General features: G+C 72.2%; 22 protein-coding genes. 9 read left to right on the forward strand and 13 right to left on the reverse strand.

Annotated elements, in window-relative coordinates; all coding sequences use genetic code 11:
- The first annotated feature begins 118 nt into the window (after positions 1-118).
- The 3 genes from BJK06_RS16815 to BJK06_RS16825 all read left to right on the forward strand — a co-directional run bounded on the left by BJK06_RS16815 (position 119) and on the right by BJK06_RS16825 (position 2836).
- A complete protein-coding gene (locus BJK06_RS16815; RefSeq protein ID WP_083295345.1) occupies positions 119-1126 on the forward strand; it encodes a zinc-binding alcohol dehydrogenase family protein in 1008 nt (335 codons plus the stop codon).
- 658 nt (positions 1127-1784) lie between these two features.
- Positions 1785-2093, forward strand: coding sequence for a hypothetical protein (locus BJK06_RS16820; protein WP_156794902.1), 309 nt, complete (start codon positions 1785-1787; stop codon positions 2091-2093).
- 134 nt (positions 2094-2227) lie between these two features.
- Positions 2228-2836, forward strand: coding sequence for a hypothetical protein (locus BJK06_RS16825; RefSeq protein WP_156794903.1), 609 nt, complete (start codon positions 2228-2230; stop codon positions 2834-2836).
- Between the two features lie 4 nt (positions 2837-2840).
- Here the strand turns inward: BJK06_RS16825 and BJK06_RS16830 are convergent, their stop codons facing one another.
- The 4 genes from BJK06_RS16830 to BJK06_RS16845 form a co-directional block, all read right to left on the reverse strand.
- A complete protein-coding gene (locus BJK06_RS16830; RefSeq protein WP_070418852.1) occupies positions 2841-3092 on the reverse strand; it encodes a hypothetical protein in 252 nt (83 codons plus the stop codon).
- Positions 3093-3428: 336 nt separating this feature from the next.
- Positions 3429-3731 carry a hypothetical protein gene (locus tag BJK06_RS16835; protein WP_070418853.1) on the reverse strand — a complete coding sequence of 101 codons (303 nt, stop codon included), beginning with the start codon at positions 3729-3731 and terminating at the stop codon, positions 3429-3431.
- A 52-nt stretch (positions 3732-3783) separates the two neighbouring features.
- Positions 3784-4116 (reverse strand): BON domain-containing protein, encoded by a 333-nt coding sequence (locus tag BJK06_RS16840; RefSeq protein WP_083295346.1) that lies wholly within the window; start codon positions 4114-4116, stop codon positions 3784-3786.
- Entirely contained in the window at positions 4113-4589 is a 477-nt protein-coding gene (locus tag BJK06_RS16845) for a hypothetical protein (RefSeq protein ID WP_083295347.1), read from the reverse strand. The genes BJK06_RS16840 and BJK06_RS16845 overlap by 4 nt, the downstream gene beginning before the upstream one ends.
- A gap of 217 nt (positions 4590-4806) precedes the next feature.
- Between BJK06_RS16845 and BJK06_RS16850 the strand changes: the two genes are divergently transcribed.
- The 4 genes from BJK06_RS16850 (at position 4807) to BJK06_RS16865 (ending at position 8795) form a co-directional block, all read left to right on the forward strand.
- Positions 4807-5241 (forward strand): DUF805 domain-containing protein, encoded by a 435-nt coding sequence (locus tag BJK06_RS16850; RefSeq protein WP_070418855.1) that lies wholly within the window; start codon positions 4807-4809, stop codon positions 5239-5241.
- 89 nt (positions 5242-5330) lie between these two features.
- Complete coding sequence (locus BJK06_RS16855) at positions 5331-5693, forward strand: metalloregulator ArsR/SmtB family transcription factor (protein ID WP_258027660.1); 363 nt, start codon at positions 5331-5333, stop codon at positions 5691-5693.
- A complete protein-coding gene (locus BJK06_RS16860; protein ID WP_070418857.1) occupies positions 5690-6709 on the forward strand; it encodes a cation diffusion facilitator family transporter in 1020 nt (339 codons plus the stop codon). Before BJK06_RS16855 ends, BJK06_RS16860 begins: the two co-directional genes overlap by 4 nt.
- 208 nt (positions 6710-6917) lie before the next feature.
- Positions 6918-8795 carry a heavy metal translocating P-type ATPase gene (locus BJK06_RS16865; protein WP_070418858.1) on the forward strand — a complete coding sequence of 626 codons (1878 nt, stop codon included), beginning with the start codon at positions 6918-6920 and terminating at the stop codon, positions 8793-8795.
- On the opposite strand, the gene BJK06_RS16870 is transcribed toward BJK06_RS16865, so the two are convergent.
- The gene (locus BJK06_RS16870; RefSeq protein ID WP_070418859.1) at positions 8770-9600 is read right to left on the reverse strand and encodes a universal stress protein; all 831 of its coding nucleotides are present in this window, start codon (positions 9598-9600) and stop codon (positions 8770-8772) included. The two genes, BJK06_RS16865 and BJK06_RS16870, sit on opposite strands and share 26 nt — an antisense overlap.
- 269 nt (positions 9601-9869) lie before the next feature.
- On the opposite strand from BJK06_RS16870, the gene BJK06_RS16875 reads away from it, so the two are divergent.
- Positions 9870-10652 (forward strand): SDR family NAD(P)-dependent oxidoreductase, encoded by a 783-nt coding sequence (locus BJK06_RS16875; RefSeq protein WP_070418860.1) that lies wholly within the window; start codon positions 9870-9872, stop codon positions 10650-10652.
- A 99-nt stretch (positions 10653-10751) separates the two neighbouring features.
- The gene (locus tag BJK06_RS16880; protein WP_070418861.1) at positions 10752-11594 is read left to right on the forward strand and encodes a universal stress protein; all 843 of its coding nucleotides are present in this window, start codon (positions 10752-10754) and stop codon (positions 11592-11594) included.
- Between the two features lie 6 nt (positions 11595-11600).
- On the opposite strand, the gene BJK06_RS16885 is transcribed toward BJK06_RS16880, so the two are convergent.
- The 8 genes from BJK06_RS16885 to BJK06_RS16920 form a co-directional block, all read right to left on the reverse strand.
- On the reverse strand, positions 11601-12068 hold the full coding sequence (locus tag BJK06_RS16885; protein WP_070418862.1) for a BON domain-containing protein: 468 nt from the start codon (positions 12066-12068) through the stop codon (positions 11601-11603).
- Complete coding sequence (locus BJK06_RS16890; protein WP_070418863.1) at positions 12022-13119, reverse strand: lysylphosphatidylglycerol synthase transmembrane domain-containing protein; 1098 nt, start codon at positions 13117-13119, stop codon at positions 12022-12024. Before BJK06_RS16890 ends, BJK06_RS16885 begins: the two co-directional genes overlap by 47 nt.
- 77 nt (positions 13120-13196) lie before the next feature.
- Positions 13197-13574 carry a pyridoxamine 5'-phosphate oxidase family protein gene (locus BJK06_RS16895; protein WP_181015110.1) on the reverse strand — a complete coding sequence of 126 codons (378 nt, stop codon included), beginning with the start codon at positions 13572-13574 and terminating at the stop codon, positions 13197-13199.
- Between the two features lie 56 nt (positions 13575-13630).
- Entirely contained in the window at positions 13631-14023 is a 393-nt protein-coding gene (locus tag BJK06_RS16900) for a hypothetical protein (protein WP_156794904.1), read from the reverse strand.
- Positions 14020-15084, reverse strand: a complete 1065-nt coding sequence (gene adhP, locus BJK06_RS16905; protein WP_070418866.1) for an alcohol dehydrogenase AdhP — start codon at positions 15082-15084, stop codon at positions 14020-14022. The genes BJK06_RS16900 and adhP overlap by 4 nt, the downstream gene beginning before the upstream one ends.
- Positions 15085-15149: 65 nt before the next feature.
- Positions 15150-15803: a hypothetical protein gene (locus BJK06_RS16910; RefSeq protein WP_070418867.1), complete on the reverse strand. Its 654-nt coding sequence runs from the start codon at positions 15801-15803 to the stop codon at positions 15150-15152.
- 84 nt (positions 15804-15887) lie between these two features.
- Positions 15888-16529, reverse strand: coding sequence for a response regulator transcription factor (locus BJK06_RS16915; protein ID WP_070418868.1), 642 nt, complete (start codon positions 16527-16529; stop codon positions 15888-15890).
- Complete coding sequence (locus BJK06_RS16920) at positions 16526-18232, reverse strand: GAF domain-containing protein (protein WP_070418869.1); 1707 nt, start codon at positions 18230-18232, stop codon at positions 16526-16528. Before BJK06_RS16920 ends, BJK06_RS16915 begins: the two co-directional genes overlap by 4 nt.
- Positions 18233-18257: the final 25 nt, after the last annotated feature.

Below are 18257 nucleotides of genomic sequence, written 5' to 3' on the forward strand. Positions count from 1 at the left end.
TCTCGGTGATGCAGGGAATCGTGCGAGCACTCACTCCCGGTGACCAGAGGCGAACGTCCCGAGTCGGAGCGGGACCTTCGGCCTGGCCCGTCGCCGTCGTTGCCCGCACCCTGGTCGGATGGTGCCGGAGACGATGCGCGCGTGGGTGACCGAGTCCGTGCCGGGCTCCCTGCGGCTCCGCGTCGACGAGCCGACGCCACGGCCGCTCGGCGACGAGGTGCTCGTGCGTGTCGAAGCCTGTGGGCTCTGCCGGACCGACCTGCACGTCATCGACCGAGAGCTGCCAAAACACCTCTCGCACGTCGTCCCCGGCCACCAGGTCGTCGGTACGGTCGTCCAACGCGGTGCCGGGGCGGGACGTTTCGTACTCGGCGACCGGGTCGGCGTCGCCTGGCTCAGGAGCACCTGTGGACGGTGCGACGCATGTCGGACCGGGGCCGAGAACCTCTGTCTGCTGAGTTCCTACACGGGGTGGGACGCCAACGGTGGCTTCGCCGAGTACACGGTGGTACCCGAGGCGTTCGCGTACCCGATCGCCGGTACCGCGGACGCCGCAGGGACGGCCCCGCTGCTCTGTGCCGGCATCATCGGGTACCGGGCGCTCGAGCGTGCCGCGCTGCCCGACGGCGGTCTGCTGGGGATCTTCGGGTTCGGGTCGAGCGCGGGGATCACCGCCCGGCTCGCGGCTGCTCGTGGCGCGCGGATCGCGGTCTCCACCAGGGGTGAGTCGAACCGTCGGCGTGCGCGAGCGGCGGGCGCGGTGTTCGTCGGGGACGCGGCCGAGGTCGGTCCGGACGAGGTGGACAGCGCGATCGTGTTCGCGCCGGCGGGTGAGCTGGTGCCGGTGGCGTTGCGGGCGACGAAGCCGGGCGGCACCGTCGTCCTGGCTGGGATCCACATGAGCGACCTCCCGCCGATGCCCTACCGGCTGCTCTTCGACGAGCGTGACCTCCGGACCGTCACTGCGAACACCCGCGCCGACGGAGCTGCCTTGTTCCGTCTCGCCGCCACGCTCGACCTCGCTCCTGAGGTCACCGTCCTGCCGTTCTCACGACTTCCGGACGCCGTCGGTGATCTCCGAGCGGGCCGTCTCGGCGGCTCGATCGTCCTCAGCGCCTGGTCGTGACCGGCACCGGCGGGGGCGGCGAGGCTCCGTCCGCACGAATCGCCCACGTCACTGCCCGTGCCGGCCGCTCTGCACGTCCCTGACGTGCGCGGCGTGCACGGCGATCCTGTCGTGGATCTCGGCGATGTCGGCGGCGTCCGCGGCGACGGCGTGATGCAGCAACGAGCGCATGAGCCACAGCACCGCGAGGTCGACGTCGCTGGCCGTGTGCGCTTCCTGAGCGCACTCGGCGGCGTCCGTCCGTGCCTCGGTGGCGATGGCGCGGTGTGCTTCGGCTGCCGCCCGGCTGGACGACTCGACGCTTTCCCAGTCGATGTCCGACCTCCTCGACGACGGTGCAGGATCCGACCGGTGCCCCGGCGGAGGGAACGTTTGCGACGCAGACAGTGATCAGTGCCGGTGTTCTGATGAGCACCGTCCTGTGGTCCGTTCGTCTTCCGGGAAAGCGTCCCGTGCCGTCCCGTGAACCCAAAGGGCCTCGAGTGTCGCTGTCTGCGCCTGGTGACGAGGATGCGCTCCTGGTGCGCCGGAGACGAGGGCCGAAGGTCCCGGGGCTCCGGCGGGTCGAACGACCCTGCCGCGTGAGCTGGCCGCGTGTCTAGGGTCGGCCGACCGGCGGATCGTCCGGCACATGAACACCTGCGAGGAACGAGGGATCATGGCTCTGTACTTCGACCCATTCCGCGAGCTCGACCGGTTGACGGCGACGATGTTCGACGGCCGCAGCGGTCCTCGGTTCGTGCCGATGGACCTCAGTCGCCACGGCGATCACTCCGTGTTGAACGCAGACATGCCGGGGGTGGATCCGGGCAGCATGCGTGCCGAGCCCCGCCGGATCCCGATCACGGGCTCGACCGCACCTGAGCGGTCACCGTCGCCACCGGAGCGGACCACACCGGTGCGGCCTGACCTCGTCGCTGCCACTGCGGACACCACCGTTGATCGGGACCCAGAGGAGCACCCGTGACGAACATCGAGATCGGTGATGTCGGACCGACCGTTCGCGGCCCACGGGCACGAGCGCCGCGACACCGAGAGACGTCGCCGGGGACCGCCGGGGACACCAGGCGGTGGCTCGCCGCGCCGGGTCGCACGCGCGCGTTGATCCTTGCGCGCGCGTGCGCGGACGCTGCCACGCTCACGCGGTTCGGCGACGACCGCGCTGTCGGCATCGCGGCCGCGTTCGCTGGTGCAGCGGCGTCCTCCACGGCGTGGAAGCAGACCGACGAGCCCGTCGTCCGTGTCCGGGCGGATGCGGTCGAGATCATCGTCGTCGGCCCCGTTGGAGACGTGTTCCTCGTCATCGACGAGGACTTCCCGCCGTGCGCCGCGGCCGCGCACACGGTCGCGGCGGTGGTCGCAGGCAACCGCGTGACCCTCGGCATCCCCTCGACATCACCGATCGCAGTGCTGAGCTACCTGGGGATCGTCACGACCTTCCTTCCCGACGACGTGCTCCGCATCGCACTCCTGTGTGGGCAGGACGACCCGCCGCTCACGGGCATGCACGTCGTCCGGCTCGCAGCCCCCGGCGGGTGCCCCCAGCTCGCGCAGCGAGGCGACGTGTCGATGCTGTACCAGCAGCGGTCCGTCCGACGCATGCCCCTCTCGGTGACCGAGCACGATCCGCTGATGGACGCGCCGACACTCCGGGGGAGTACCTGGCGAAGCGACCGTGCGACGGACGGGCGGCACCGCTCGCAGCCGTGAACCGTCAGTGACCAGCCCGTTGGACGGACGGGCGGAATGCGGCGCCGGCGATGCCGAGTTCGACGAGCCCGAAGACGACGTACAAGGCCTGACGGAGATCCCCGCCGATCAGGGCTGCCTGCACGAGACACCACGCCAGGAGCGTCAGTGCCGCGGACACCGTGGCCCACGCGCCTCTCCGTGCGCCGGTCACGGCCGCGACGAACTGCGCGCCACCCACGACGATCGAGAGCAGCAACCCCGGAACGAACGCCACGCTGAGGCTCGACGCATCCGCCCGCGACGGTGGAGGAGCGGTCGCAGACATTCCGCTGCTCGTGACCATGCCGATTCCCCGGCGATCGCGGTGAGCCCGACGAACGCCGTCACGACCATCGCCAGCCGACGACCGGGAGGCGTCGAGTCGGGATCCGACGAGTCCGTGCCACGGCCCGTCATCCTGCTCGGAGCAACGCGATCATGTCCGCCGGCTGGGTGATCTCGGTGTCCGGCTCGTCATCGGGCGGATGGTCCGTGGTGCTTGCGTCGTCCACTGTTCGTCCTTCGTTCGGGCCGCCTGCTCGGCGGCCGGGTGGTGTCGAGGGCCCGCGCGTCACCGGCGGGGCATTGCTGTCCGGGGCCAGCGAGAGGCGCCGGTCCGGGCCGTCTGCGGGGCAGTCACGATGCGCCACGCCTCGGCGGTGACCGGTTGTCGGTCGAGGTACCCGACGGCGTCGTGCGTGCTCAGGATGCCGGGGACGGTCACTGCGAGGGTCCGCGCGGCTGCGTCGGTCACGACCACGCGCAGCCGTCGAACGGCCTCGCGTTCCCGCGCTTCGTCGGTCGGGTGGTGCCCCGGCAGGAACCGCAGCCACCGATCGTGTGTGCGCTGCTGGTACTCGAGCACCGTCGCCATCCGCCTCGCGGTCTCGGTCAGGGGACACCATCCGTAGGGTTCGCGTCGCCGTTCAGACATCGCAGCCACCCGCACCGAGGTCCATCGGGTCTGTCCCGTGCAGGCGGCGTCCGTGCACAGCGGCGTCGTCGAAGAGGACGAGGTCGTTCACGACCGCGCAGACTCCCGGCGTGTTCCATGCGATCTCGCCGATGTGGCTGCGTTCGGACCAGGACCGGACGTGACCCCGCAGGGCGAGTTCGTCACCACTCACGATCACGAGCACGTTGTGGGCGTCCAACGAGGCGTCCTCGAACAGTGCCTGCTCGATGCGCTGGGCGACCTCGGCAGACCTCGCTGCATCCGCTGGGATCGCCGACGCCTCCACGTGACGGCGCGCGCTCATCGTCGCCGTCCGTCCGACAGGAGGCCGAGATCGACCAGGACGAGTCCGATCTCACCGAGCCCGACGGCGAAGTACACCGCCTGCAGCACGCTCCACGGGATCATCGCCGTCTCGACGAAGATCCAGACCAGCAGCACGACCGCAGCGACCGTCACGGCGAGCACGGTCCAGCGGGACCGCACGACCGCCAGGACAGCGGCGGCCAGCTGTGTGCCGCCCACGACGACGCCGAGGAGCAGACCGGGCACGAGGAACGAGCTGAATCCGCTGCCGGCCAGGACGCTCGACGCGGGCGCGAGGAAGTCGGCGTCGAACCCGACCACGAGCGCGAGGCCGCCGGCGACCGCGGTCAGGCCGACCAGCGCTGTGACGGCGATCGCGGACCATCGGAAGGCTGCTGGCCGTGGCGCGACCAGTGCTCGTCGTGCTTCCTCTGCTCCGGCGTTCGGCGTGTGGGTGGCGTGCGTGGTCATCACGAATCCTTCCGTCTCGTCCCCGCCGATGCTCCTCGGACGCCGCGTGTCCGACAGAGGCCAACGTCCCTCGACCCGTTGCGCTCCACCGGGCCGTGGGTCGAAGGGCCCTGTGCACCGACGGGCCGGCCACGTACCGTCGCTGGTCAGCACCGAACCGTCCGGAACCGGTACCCGGTCCACAGCGGCGGCGCATCCCGACCCGAGGAGTGATCGCATGTCCGAGCACAGTGAGCGCATCCCGCCGACCGGCATGGACCTCCCGGACGCGGTGCGGACGGTGGCCCGGAAGGCCGCCGACTTCCGCGGCCGAGCGGCACGGCCCGAGTTCTGGTGGTTCATCCTCTTCAGCGCCGTCGTCGGTACCGCACTCGGCGCCGCGAACGTCGTGACGCCCGCGGGGACCGTGATGGTCGGCTCGGCGCTGTCCGGGGTCTGGTCGGTCGTGGTGTTCGTGCCGACCCTCGCCGTCACGGTTCGGCGACTGCGCGATGCCGGACGTCGTTGGCAGAACGTGTTCTGGCTGCTCCTGCCCTTCGTCGGACTGATCCTGCTCATCGTCCGGCTCTGTGAACCCAGCGTGGGGGCGACGACGAACGGCCTGACGGGACCTTCGACCCTGCCGCTGGACGGTCAGGCGGTCCGACACTGAGCTGGGCAGACGGACCCGAAGCGTCTGCACCGAGGAGGGTCCGCACGACGGCGTGCGGACCCTCCTCCTTGGTGTAATAGTATCTGCGTGTGCACGTAGACAAGCAACCATGCGGGCTCGATCCGGAGTCGGAGTACGTCGAGCTCGCGGTCGAGGTGTTCGCGATGCTCGCGGACGCGACCCGCGTGAAGATCATCCTCGCCCTGCGCCGCGCCGAGGAGATGTCCGTGAACCACCTGGCGGACGTCGTGGACAAGAGTCCAGCAGCGGTCTCGCAACACCTCGCGAAGCTGCGGCTCGCCCGGATGGTCTCGACGCGACGCGACGGCACGACGGTGTTCTACCGACTCACGGACGAGCACGCCTCCGAGCTCGTCGTCGACGCCGTCAAGCAGGCGGAGCACGTGGTCGGAGCGGCACCGCACCACCGTGGGGAACAGGAACGGGCATGAGCCCGCACAGCCACGACCACCCGCATCCGCACAGCCACGACCACGACCACCCGCACCCGCACGGTGGGGTGTCGGGCTTCCTCCACGACCTCTTCGTCCCGCACACGCACGACAGCGCGGACTCGATCGACGACGCGATGGAAGCCAGCTCCGCCGGCGTCCGCGCGCTGAAGATCAGCCTCTTCGTCCTCCTCGGCACCACCATCCTGCAAGCCGTGATCGTCGCGTTCACCGGATCGATCGCCCTGCTCGCGGACACCGTCCACAACTTCGCGGACGCACTGACCGCCGTGCCGCTGTGGATCGCGTTCGTCCTCGGCCGCCGCCTCGCGACCCGCCGGATGACCTACGGGTACGGTCGCGCCGAGGACCTCGCCGGCATGTTCATCGTCTTCGTCGTCGCGCTCTCCGCCGTCGTCGCCGGCTGGCAGGCGATCGATCGCTTCGTGCACCCACGCCCGGTCGAGGCGCCCTGGCTGCTCGTCGCCGCCGGGCTCATCGGGTTCGCCGGCAACGAGGTCGTCGCGATCTACCGTGTCCGCGTCGGTCAGCGCATCGGTTCGGCGGCGCTCGTGGCCGACGGAGTGCACGCCCGGCTCGACGGCTTCACGTCCCTGTCGGTGGTCCTCGGTGCGATCGGCGTCATGGTCGGCTTCCCGCTCGCCGATCCGATCATCGGTCTGCTCATCTCGCTCTCGATCCTGCTGCTGCTCTGGGGAACGGTGCGGTCGATCGGGGCGCGTCTCATGGACGCGGTCGATCCCGCGCTGGTCGGCCGGGCGGAACACGCGCTCGAGCACGCCGACGGGGTGCTCGCCGTCCGTGACGTCCGACTCCGCTGGACCGGGCACCGGCTCACCGGGTCCGCGACGATCGAGGTCGCGAACACCGATCTGCACGCGGCCACGCGCCTCGCGGCTCACGCCGAGGGGCACCTCCGCGACGCGGTTCGCAACATCGACGAGTTCACGGTCACACCAGCGGTGGCCACCCGCACCGGCGACCACCCGCACTGACCGGCACACGGTCGGACGGGAGGCGCGGTGCGGGCCCGCACCGCGCCTCCCGTCCATCCCGGATCGAGCCCACCGCGCACCCGCGCGAACCGTCCGCGAGCGCACCGTCCGCGACGGACGGAGGACCTTCGGCACTTGGCCCGTCGCCCGTGACCGCCGACGCTCGTGACGGCGCCGACCGGCGTCGCTGCTCGTCGACGGAGGTTCCATGGCACGGTCGTCGCAGGGAACGCTCGTCCGTACGCGGCTCGTCGTGGTGTCCGTGGCGGGGGTCGCTGCGCTCGTCCTGTCCTGGTCGGGCGCCGGTGAGGTCGTGCCGCTGCTGTTGACCGTGACGGCCCTCGCCGCTGCGCTCGTCGCTACCGTCTCGATGGTCCGGGAGATCGCGCACGGACGATTCGGCGTCGACCTGCTGGCGGTGACGGCGATCGCCGCCACCGTCGCGGTCGGCGAGTGGTTGGCGGCGTTCGTCGTCGTCCTGATGCTCATCGGGGGAGAGGCGCTCGAGGCGCACGCCCAGCGGCGGGCCACGAGCCAGCTGTCGCGACTGCTCTCCGACGCCCCGAAGACCGCGCACCGGACGGCGGGCGAGGCCGTCGTGGACGTCCCGGTCGCCGAGGTGGCGGTGGGGGACGTGCTCGTCGTCCGGCCGTACGAGGTGGTGCCCGTCGACGGCGTGCTGGTGTCGGGCACGGCGACGTTCGACGAATCGAGACTGACCGGGGAGAGCGTGCCGGTGGGCGTGTCCGCGGGAGCGACGGTCCCGAGCGGTGCGGTCAACGGTGCAGCAGCGGTACTGCTGCGGGCGAGCAGACCGGCAGCAGGGAGCGAGTACCAGCAGATCGTTGCGCTCGTCTCCGGGGCGATGTCCTCGCGGTCGCCGATGGTCCGGCTCGCCGACCGGTACGCGCCGTGGTTCACGGCCTTCGCCGTCGTGCTCGGCGGTGTGGCCTGGTGGTTCGCCGGGGATCCGCGACGGTTCGCCGAGGTCCTGGTGCTCGCCACCCCGTGCCCGATGCTGATCGCTGCCCCGGTGGCGTTCCTCGGCGGGATCGGGCGCGCTGCACGGGCCGACGTCGTGGTCAAGGACGCGTCGGTGCTCGAACGGCTGGCGGCGGTGCGCACGGTCGTGTTCGACAAGACCGGCACCCTGACCCGCGGCCGTCCGGCGCTGGAACGCGTCGTGACCGTGTCCGACGGCCCGGACCGGCGCCGGGTCCTGCAGCTCGCGGCCAGCGCGGAGCAGTACTCGTCCCACACGCTCGCCGACTCGATCGTGGCGGCGGCACGGGCCGAGGGCATCGTGCCCAGCGGTGCCAGGAACGCGGTCGAGTCCGAGTCGGACGGCGTCGCAGCCGAGGTCGGCGGACACGAGGTCGCCGTCGGGACGCTCGCATTCGCCCGGCGGCGTGCTCCGGACGCCGAGCCGCTCGACGTCCCCGGGGGCCGTGTCGTGTCCTACGTGCTCGTCGACGGACGGCCCGCCGGTGCGCTCGTGCTCCGTGACCCGATCCGGCCGGAAGCGAGGGCGACGGTCGCCGAGCTCCGGCAGCTGGGGGTCATCGACGTCGTGATGCTCACGGGCGATGCGCTCGCGACCGCGGACGCGGTGGCCGCGGACGTCGGTGTCGCCGTGCTCCGAGCCGAGTGCCGCCCGGGCGACAAGGTGTCCTCGGTGCGTTCACTCACGACGCGGCCCGTCCTGATGATCGGCGACGGGGTCAACGACGCGCCGGTCCTCGCCGTCGCCGACGTCGGGGTGGCGATGGGCGCCCGCGGTGCGTCCGCCGCGAGCGACACCGCCGATGCCGTGGTCCTCGTCGAGTCGGTCGAGCGCGTCGCGGTCGCGGTCCGCATCGGTCGCGAGACCGTCCGGATCGCGCGACAGAGCATCTGGATCGGCATGGGAGCATCGGTCGGGCTCATGCTCGTCGCCTCGACGGGCGTCGTTCCCGCCGTGGTCGGCGCCCTGCTGCAGGAGGTCGTCGACGTCGTCACGATCGTCGCGTCGCTCCGCGCCACCTCGGGCCGGTTCGGTGCCAGGGACCGAGGCGGTCCGGTCAGTCGGCCGGTACCGGCACGATGACGACCGGCGTCTTCGACCGATGCATCGCCTCGCGTGCGACGGACCCGAAGAGTTCACCACCGATCGTGGTCCGGTGCCGTCGCCCGACGACGACCAGGGACGCCTCGACGCCGGCCTTCGCGAGTGCTGCACCGGCGTCGCCCTCCCAGAGGGTCGAGCGGACGGAGACGGTCGGTTCACGTCGCGCGGCTTCGCGTTCGGCGGCGCCGAGCACGAGGCGCGCGGATTGTTCGTCGGTGCTCGACGCGTCCTCGAGCAACGCGATCGGACGCGCCGCGACGGGTGCTGTCACACGCCACGCGTGCACGACCCGGAGCGAACGCCCGGTCCGTCGCGCTTCGTGCAGCGCGAACGAGAGCGCGGCCTCGGCGGTGTCGGCGTCGATGCCGACGACGATCGGACCGCTGCCGAAGGTCCAGTCGTCCGGAACGACGACGGTGGGCACGGGTGCCCTGGTCGCGATGCGCTCCGGGAGCGACCCGGTCAGCGCGGAGCGGACCCGGCGTGCCCGGTGCGCTCCGATGACCAGGAGGTCGGCGTCAGCCGTGTCGTCCACGAGTGCGTCGGCCGCGAAGCCGCGTTCGACGGAGGTCTCGACGACGGTCCCCGGGGCGGTCCCGCGGACGAACGCCGCGGCCTCGGCGAGGCGCTCGCGCACGACGAACACATCGGTGTCGCCCGTCTCGAGCGCGTGCACGATCCTCACCCGCGCCGGATGGTCGCCGGCGCGGTTCGCCGCCCACCGCAGTGCCGTCCAGCTGGCCTGGGACGCGTCGAGACCGACGAGGATCCGTTCAACGGACATGGTGCTCTCCTGCTCCTCCGGGACCGCGCGCGGCGTGCGGTCGTCGCGCGATCAGCGCGCGAGGCGACGCTAACCGGCGGGCGTGCGGTCGAGGAGGGCCGAACGTCCCGCGGAACGGTGACGTCCCGGGGCGAAGGACCCTGGCGCGGCCCCGGGTCCGGCGCTGAGGTGGAGAACGGCCGGACACCCCGGTCGAGCGGGCCGTCGTGCCTCGCCGGGCTCATCGCCCACGAGGACCGACCTGCCCCACACGAGCGACGGGAACCACCATGGACGAGACGACGAGCGGGACCCCGGCAACACCGACGACGGGACGCTTCGCCGGGCGGACCGTGATCGTCACGGGCGCCGGGGCCGGCATCGGCCGGGCCACGGCCGAACGGTTGCTCGCGGAGGGCGCCCGGGTCGTCGGCGTCGACCTGCTGGCCGATCGGTTGGACGACCTGGTCGCCCGCGCCCGATCGGATCGGCTCGTCGCCGTCGCGGGGGACCTCGCCGACCGACCGGTGATCGACCGGATCGTGGAGGCGGCGGCCGGACGGATCGACGGGCTCGCCAACGTCGCCGGCATCATGGACGGGTTCGTCCCGACCGCCGAGCTCGACGACGACGTCTGGGACCGTGTCCTCGCCGTCAACCTGACGGCCGTCATGCGGCTCACCCGAGCGGTGCTGCCGACGATGATCCGCGCCGGTTCGGGGAGCATCGTCTCGGTGTCGTCTGAGGCCGGACTGCGGGGCTCCGCGGCGGGGACCGCCTACACGACCTCGAAGCACGCGGTGAACGGCTTCACACTGAGCACGGCGTTCTTCTACGCTCCCGCCGGCGTCCGGTGCAACGCGGTCGCGCCGGGAGCGGTGTCGACGAGCATCGAGGCGCCGTTCCGGTCGCAGTACGCCGGCGAACGGCTCGGACCGTACCTGCAGACGAACGTGCCGCCGATCGCCACGGCGAACCAGCTCGCTGCGGCGATCACGTGGTTGCTGAGCGACGACTCGGCCAACGTGACCGGAACGGTGCTGCCGTCGGACGGCGGGTGGTCCGCGATCTGACGCACGGTGCGCAGGGACCTTCGGCTCTCGGCGACGCGGCGCGGCGGACGTAGCGTCACGACGACGGGCGACCGCCCGTCGGACCGGACGGAGCGGAACATGCACGAGGACGTCGAACGGATCACGATCGGCCTGGACGACACCGAGGCGAGCTGGACCGCGCTCCGGTGGGTCGCCGAGCGGGCTGCTCGGCACGCCTGTCGCGTCCGGATCGTGCGCGCGGTCGACCCGCTCGAGCCCGAGGAGGGGTGGACCCACCACCGCCTCGTGGCGGGACGCTCGCTCGTGCTGCAGTCGGCGCCGGGGACCCAGGTCGAGCTCGATGCACCGCCGGCCCCGATCGTCGACGCGCTCGTCGGTGCTGCGCAGCCGGACGACCTCCTCGTCGTCGGCAGCCACCGTCGTCGTCGCCTGCAGTCCGCGCTCACCGGGCTCCTGCCCGACCGGATCGCCGGGGCGTCGCACGTCCCGACCGTCATCGTCCCGGACGACTGGCCGAGTGGCCAGCTCGACGCCGACGTCGTACTCGCCGTGGACGCGGACACCGCGCCCGAGGCCGTCGACTTCGCGATCGCCGAGGCCGGTCGGCACGGTGCGGTGCTCCGCGTGGTGCACACGTGGCAGGAGTCCGCGCCGGTCGGCCCGCCCGTGGTCGCCGCCGTGGTGGAGTCTCCGGTCGTCGAACGGGCGGCCGCACAGGCCGTGCTCGACGACGTCGTGACCCGGATCGCTGCTGCCTCGCCGGCGCTGATCGTCCGCAACGAACTGCTCCGCGGCGCCCCCGGAGGGACGGTCGCGGTGGCGGCGGAGCACCACGGGCTGGTCGTGGTGGGGCGTCGGCACCGGTCCACCTTCGGCGGCGAGGTCCTGGGATCGGTCGCGCAGGACCTGATGGCGGAGTCGACGACGGCGCTGTGCGTCGTCCCGCTCGAGCAGGGCTGACGCCGATCAGCCGACGACCGGGGCGACCGTCAGCTGGTCGGTGACGAAGTGCACACCGCCGCACCGGGCGGCGGCGGCGTGCACCGCGCGGCGTTCCGCCACGGAGCTGACGGACCCGGCGATGGTCACGACGTGGTCGTGGACGTGAACGGCGACCGCGGCCCGCGGTGCGACGAGCCCGATTACGCGTTCGACCCGGCTCCGGACGTCAACGTCGGTCTCCTCGGGGTCGCACGCGTACGCACGAACGACGATCCGGTTCTCGATCGCGTGCATCGGCGCGCACTGTTCCGCGAGTCCGACGGCGGTCACCCGGTCGCTGTGGCAGCCGACGTCGCCGGTGAGCACGACGCGGCCGTTCCGCAGCGCGACGTCGAGGGAGCTGGCATCGAGGGAGCCTTCGGATGCCCAGGCTCGAAGGATTCGGTCACGGGCGGTCAGCGGTGCGACGTGGCGGTGTGCGCGGGTGTCCATGTGGCCATGGTCGCGGTCGCGGGCGTCGGCGCCGAGTGGCAAAGGTCCTGCCGAGTCCCGCCGGGTCCGGACGGCGGCGTGAGGCGACCAGGACCACCGGGGTAGCGACCAGTGCCGCCACCAGCGGCAACCAGTACTCCACGAGCCGCCAGCCGAGCACACCGACGAGCGCGACGGCAGTCGGGACACCAGCCAGGTGCAGCGATGCGACGGCGGCTCCCTCGACGATGCCGACGGCTCCGGGCGTGACCGGCACCGTCGCAAGGATATTCACCAACCCGTACGTCAGGATGACGACCTCCGGCCGCGGGTGCGCGCCGGCCGCGGCGACCATGAGCCCGAACGCGCCCAGATCGGCGGCCCAGTTCAGCACGGTCCACGCGAACAGCGCGCCGAACGCGCGCGGCGAGCGGAGTCGGCGCAGCCCGGAGGCGAGCGCATCGACGTACTCGGCGACCACGGCTCCGGACGGGCGGTGTGCGAACCGACGCAGGGGACTGCTCCACCGCACCGCAGTGCGACGAGCGGCCGCCGGGTGGCGGAGCAAGAGCCACCCCACAGCGCCGCTGGTGACGACGAGCGCCAGCACGAGTCCGATCGCACCGCTCACGAGCGGCGGGGGAGCGGCCCGCGCTGCGACAGCGAGCCCGAAGAGGAACAGTGCGGACAGGACGAGGTTCGAGACGACGACGCCGGTGGTCGCGGATGACGCTGCGGCGGACGCGCTGACGCCGAAGCGCTCGAGCAGGGAGATCCGGGCTCCGGCCGACGTCGCGGCACCCCCTGGCAGGAGGCTGCGGACGCCCTGCGCGACGATGTCCACACCGAGTACGTGACGGAACGCGGGCGCGTCCGGGCCCAGCAGCAGACGGGACGCACGAGACGCTGCGGTCAGGGAGACAGCCTCGGCGAGGACCGCCACCGCGGCGGCCGGCAGTGCGACCGGATCCAGCGTCCGCAGGACGATCCCGGCATCGCGGAGGTGGGGCAGGGCGACCAGGACTGCCGTCGCCAGTAGGAACGGCGTCACCGCGAGCAGCACCCACCGCACTCGCGACGGACGGGAGGCGCGGTGCGGGCCCGCACCGCGCCTCCCGTCCGTCCTGCTGGTCGCGTCGCGGACGCGACTCACGGGGCGGCCTGGTCGAACAGCCGTCCCGTGATCGAGGTGGGTTCCAGGACGACCGTCGCGCGCTTCGGGGTGGCGAGCATCGACCGGAGCCGCTGGGCGCTGACGTTGCGCGTGTCCGGCAGGTGGGCGGTCCCCTTCGCGACGACGCTCCAGGCGGTCCAGCCGTCGTGTTCGTCGGCTTCCATCACGATCTCGCGGCCGGCGTGCACGGCATCGAGGATGACGGTGCTCGACGTGGCGAACACCAGCCGACGATCCTCGGCCACGTAGTTGACCGGGATGACCTCGAGCGATTCCTCGGTGCGGAACGCAACGCGCGCGGTGCGGGAGCGGTGCAGCCGTTCCCAGCACTGGTCGGCGTCGAGTCGGACCACGAGTTCATCGTCCGGCACCCGGTCCGGTGGCGGGCTGGGTGTCGACGGCGGCGTGGTCATGCGGCGACCGCCGGTCGTGTCGGCTGCTGACGGGAGTCTGGCGCGAAGACGATTCCGCTGACCTCGGTGACCTCGAGCACCTTGCTCCGCGAGGCCGAGTCGAAGCCGGGACGGGGCACGGTCACCACCGGCACGGTAGCGACGACGACGATGACGTTCCACCCGCCTCCGGGGCCCTGGTCGCCGATCTCGAGGAGCGCAACCTCGCGTCCGCACACCGTCCCACCGAGGTCGACGGTGATGCGCGCGCGACGACGGTCGGCAGTGACGACCGTCACGGCGGAGACCCGGCCGTGCACCAACCGAGCTGAAGTGGTCCTGGCCAGGAGGGCCCAGCACTCCCCGGGGTCGAGGGATCGGTCGACGGAACCGAGTGTGGCGGTGGTCATCGCCCGACCCGCTCGTCCGGTCCGAGCACGACGGCCTCGCGTTCGACGGCGGGCAACTCGAACACGATGCGCGCCGGCACACGTCCCGCGAGGACGTCCGCCATCGCGTCGTTCACGTCGGCCAGCGGACGACGGACGGAGACGACACGGGTTCGACCGGCCGCGTGCAGTGCGAACACCTCGGCGAGGTCCTGCCGCGTGCCGACGATCGACCCGATGATCGAGATGCCCTTGAGGACGGTGTCGAAGATCGGGACGGACATCGTCCCGTCCGCCGGCAGCGCCACACAGACGAGTCGACCGCCGCGCTTCAGCGACGCGAAGGCCTGCTCGAACACCGCGGCGGACGCGGCCAGGACGACGGCGACGTCGGCGCCGCCGAGCTCCTGCACCTGCGCCGCGGCGTCGCCGGACGATGCATCGACGGTGTGGTCGGCACCGAGGTCCCGCGCGAGTCGGAGCTTCTCGGGCTCGACGTCGACCCCGATCACGTCGGCACCGAAGACTCGGGCGTACTGCACAGCGAGGTGTCCGAGGCCGCCGACGCCGAAGACGGCCACGGTCTCGGCGGGTACGACGTGGGCGACCTTGAGGGCCTTGTACGTGGTCACGCCGGCGCAGGTGAGCGGTGCCGCGTCCCACGGGTCGACCCCGGCGGGCACCGGTACCGCGTACTCCGCGTCCGCCACCGCGAACTGGGCGAAGGCGCCGTCGATCGAGTAACCCGTGTTCTGCTGCTGCTCGCACAGCGTCTCGCGGCCGTCGATGCAGTAGCGGCAGGCGCCGCACGCGTGCCCCAGCCAGGGGAGTGCGACCCGTTCGCCGACGCGCCGCTCGGTGACGTCGGGCCCGACCGCCTCGACTATGCCGACGCCCTCGTGTCCGGGGACGAACGGCGGGGTCGGGCGGACGGGCCAGTCGCCGTGCGCTGCGTGGATGTCGGTGTGACAGAGCCCCGACGCCTCGATCCGGACGAGCACCTGCCCGGGGCCGGGATCCGGGAGTGGTCGTTCGTCGACGATGAGGGGCTGTCCGAATGCGTGGACGACTGCTGCCTGCATGGTCGGCCTTTCCGGTGGGTGGGGGACGGGACGACCTGTCCCTCGCCGTGTCGACGCCCGCACGATCACGATGTCGGTGCCGTCGCGGGACGGGCAGGGTCGGAGGTCCCGTCGACGAGCTGCCGTGACGCCGTCATCGCTGCCACCACCGCGAGCCCACGCGTGACCGGCGACCGGTCCGTGACGCAGTCCGACGACAGCCAGACCACGCGGTCGGTGCCACCGTTGACCAGCCGGTCGCCGCGGCTGATGCGCAGGACGCCGCCGGGCAGGAGCGCCGCCACGGCTCGGACGTAGCGCAGCGTGCCCGCTGTCACGGGGCCGCACAGACCCAGCAGGACGGTCTCGTCGGCGATCAGCGCCGCGGCGAGGTGCAGGGTCGCGAGCTCGAGGGGGAACCCGGTGTCGACGACGAGTTCAGTGCGGACCCGCGTCGACCCGACGGAGCCGGCCGGGAGTGCCGCGGCGTGCGCTGCCACGTCGTGCAGGACGCGATCGCACCGGGAGGGGAGGTCACCGCCGCCGATCTGGTTCTCGTGCGACCGAGGGTCCTGCGGGCCGTGAGCGAGGGCGTGTCGGCTGGTCCCACCGACCGCGATGCCGCTGCACTCCGCGAGCAGTCGAGCCCGATCGGCGGTGCTGAGGGCCGACCAGGCTGCTCGCGATGCGGCGCGCTGTCCTGCGGCGGTCGTCGTGGTGCGGTCGAGCGTCGTGGTCATCGGCAAGGTCCCCTCGGCGGGTCAGCGAGGTGACCACGATCGCCGCTGGGACGTCGTCGTGGCAGGGCCGATGGTCCCGTGGCGTCAGCGCCGATGGTCGCGGACACCGTGGTCGGCGCCGTAGACCGCGGCCTGCGTCCGCCGTTCCAGTCCGAGCTTCGCGAGCAGCCCGGAGACGTAGTTCTTCACGGTCTTCTCCGCCAGGCCCAGCCGGTCGCCGATCTGCCGGTTCGTGAGGCCGCCGGCGATGAGCTCGAGGACCTGCCGTTCGCGCATGGTGAGCTCCGGGACGTCGTCGCGGACGTCGCTGGTCAATCGTTCGACGGTCGCCGGCACGGTTGCGGCGGGCAGGAGCCGGCGACCCGCGGCGACGCGCCGGATGTCCTCGAGGAGGGTCTGCCCGCGGATGTCCTTCACCACGTAGCCCGCGGCGCCGGCGAGGATCGCGGCCTGCATCGCACTGTCGTCGTCGTAGGCGGTGAGCATCAGGCACACGATGTCCGGGAAGGCGGAACGGACCGAGCGGCAGGCGTCGATGCCGCTGCCGTCGGGGAGCCGGACGTCGAGGACGACCACGTCGGGCAGGGTCGCGGCGACGCGTCCGACGGTGTCGCGGACCGTGCCGGCCTCGCCCACCACCTCGAGGTCGGGTTCGGCGTCGATGAGGTCGGCGACGCCTCGGCGGACGATCTCGTGGTCGTCGACGAGGAACACCCGTGTGGTCATGATGGCTCCGTTCCGGAGTGGGTCGGGACGGTCCACCGGACGCGCGTGCCGCCCTTCGGAGGTTCGTCGAGGCGGTACCCGCCCCCGCGCAGCCGCGCTCGGGCCGCGAGGTTCGCCGTGCCGCTCCGTCGCCCGTGGTTGCCGGGCCCGGGCCCGTCGTCCTCGACCAGGACGTGGACGGCCTCGTCATCGACCGAGACCTCGATCCGACAGCTCGCCTCGGGAGCGTGTCGGGCGACGTTGGCGAGCGACTCCCGCACGACGGCCGCGACGTCGAGCGCCAGGTCACCGGTGACCACGGTGTCGACCGGTCCCGCGAACGCGATCCGGGGCGCCGTGCTGAGCGCGGGTCCGAGTTCGGCGACGACGTCCAGCAAGCGGTCTCGGGCGGTGCGTGGTCCGTGGCGGTCCGGCGTACCGAGGGCGAACACCGCGGTGCGGATCTCTCCGATCGCCTCGTCGATGATGGTCACCTGCGAGTCGATCCGGTCGCGAACCTGTTCCGGGGCACGTTGGGCCGTCGCCTGGAGGGACAACCCCGCGGCGAAGAGCCGCTGGATGACGTGGTCGTGCAGGTCCCGAGCGATCCGACCACGGTCCTCGGCGCGCTCGAGGAGTCGGCGGTCCTTCCGTCCGCGTGCGACGGCGAGCGCCACGCTCGTCTGCCGGCCGAACTCGTCGGCCATCTCCGCCTCCGTCCCGGAGAAGGGCCGGGCACCGGGCCCGCGGGAGATCATCAGGGCGCCTAGTGGCGTGCTCCCGTCGCGCAGCGGCACGGCGAGCGTCGGACCGAGCGGGGGAGCCCAGTCGTACGCGGGCAGATCGGCCCCCGTCGGGTCGGCGATCACCGTCCCCGTCGCCATGGCGCGTCCGGCGAGCGATCCGTCAGCACGGTAGTCCCGACCCTGTACCCTCGCCGCGCCCGTGCCGACGGCGACCGCCACGTGGATCGTGTCCGGGGCACTGCGCGGCTCGACGACGGAGACGAGCACGGCATCGACGAAGGCGATCACCCGGTCGGCGATGAGCGTCAGCACGTCCTCGAGTGTCTCGTCGCCGACGAGTGCAGCCGACACCTCGGCGGCGGCCGTCGTCCACCGCTCACGTTGTCGTGCTTCGTCGAAGAGCCGGGCGTTGTCGATCGCGACGCCGGCGGTCGCGGCGAGTGCCTCGACGAGCTCCTCGTCCTCGTCGGTGAACCGACCTCGTGACGGGTTCGCGAGGTAGAGGTTGCCGTAGACGGTGTCCCGGACCCGGACCGGGACACCGAGGAACCCTTCCATCGGCGGGTGCCCGTCGGGGAACCCGGCCGAGCGGGGATCCCCGGCGATGGAGTCGATGCGGATCGCCGTGTGCTCGTGGACGACCGCACCGAGGAGACCTTCGCCGTGCGGCGGGTGGCCGATGCGCGTGACGAGCTCGGCGTCCATGCCGACGTGGATGAACCGTTCGAGGGCGGTGGCGTCCGCATTGATCACGCCGAGTGCTCCGTACCGGGCGCCGACGAGTTCCACGGCGGCGTGGACGACCGATCGGAGCGTGTCCTCGAGGTCGAGGTGCTCGACGATGCGTCGGTTGGCGGCGAGCAGGTGCCGGAGGCGCCCCTGGGTCCGGAGCACGTCCTGAGCACGCTCGACGAGTTCCTCGATCGTGCGTTCGAGCGCGGAGCGGGGGCCGTCGGGGAACGCGAGTTCGTCGGGCATGATCGGGCACTCCTTCCCTGCGGAG

The organism is Curtobacterium sp. BH-2-1-1 (genome assembly GCF_001806325.1).
GTDB lineage: Bacteria > Actinomycetota > Actinomycetes > Actinomycetales > Microbacteriaceae > Curtobacterium.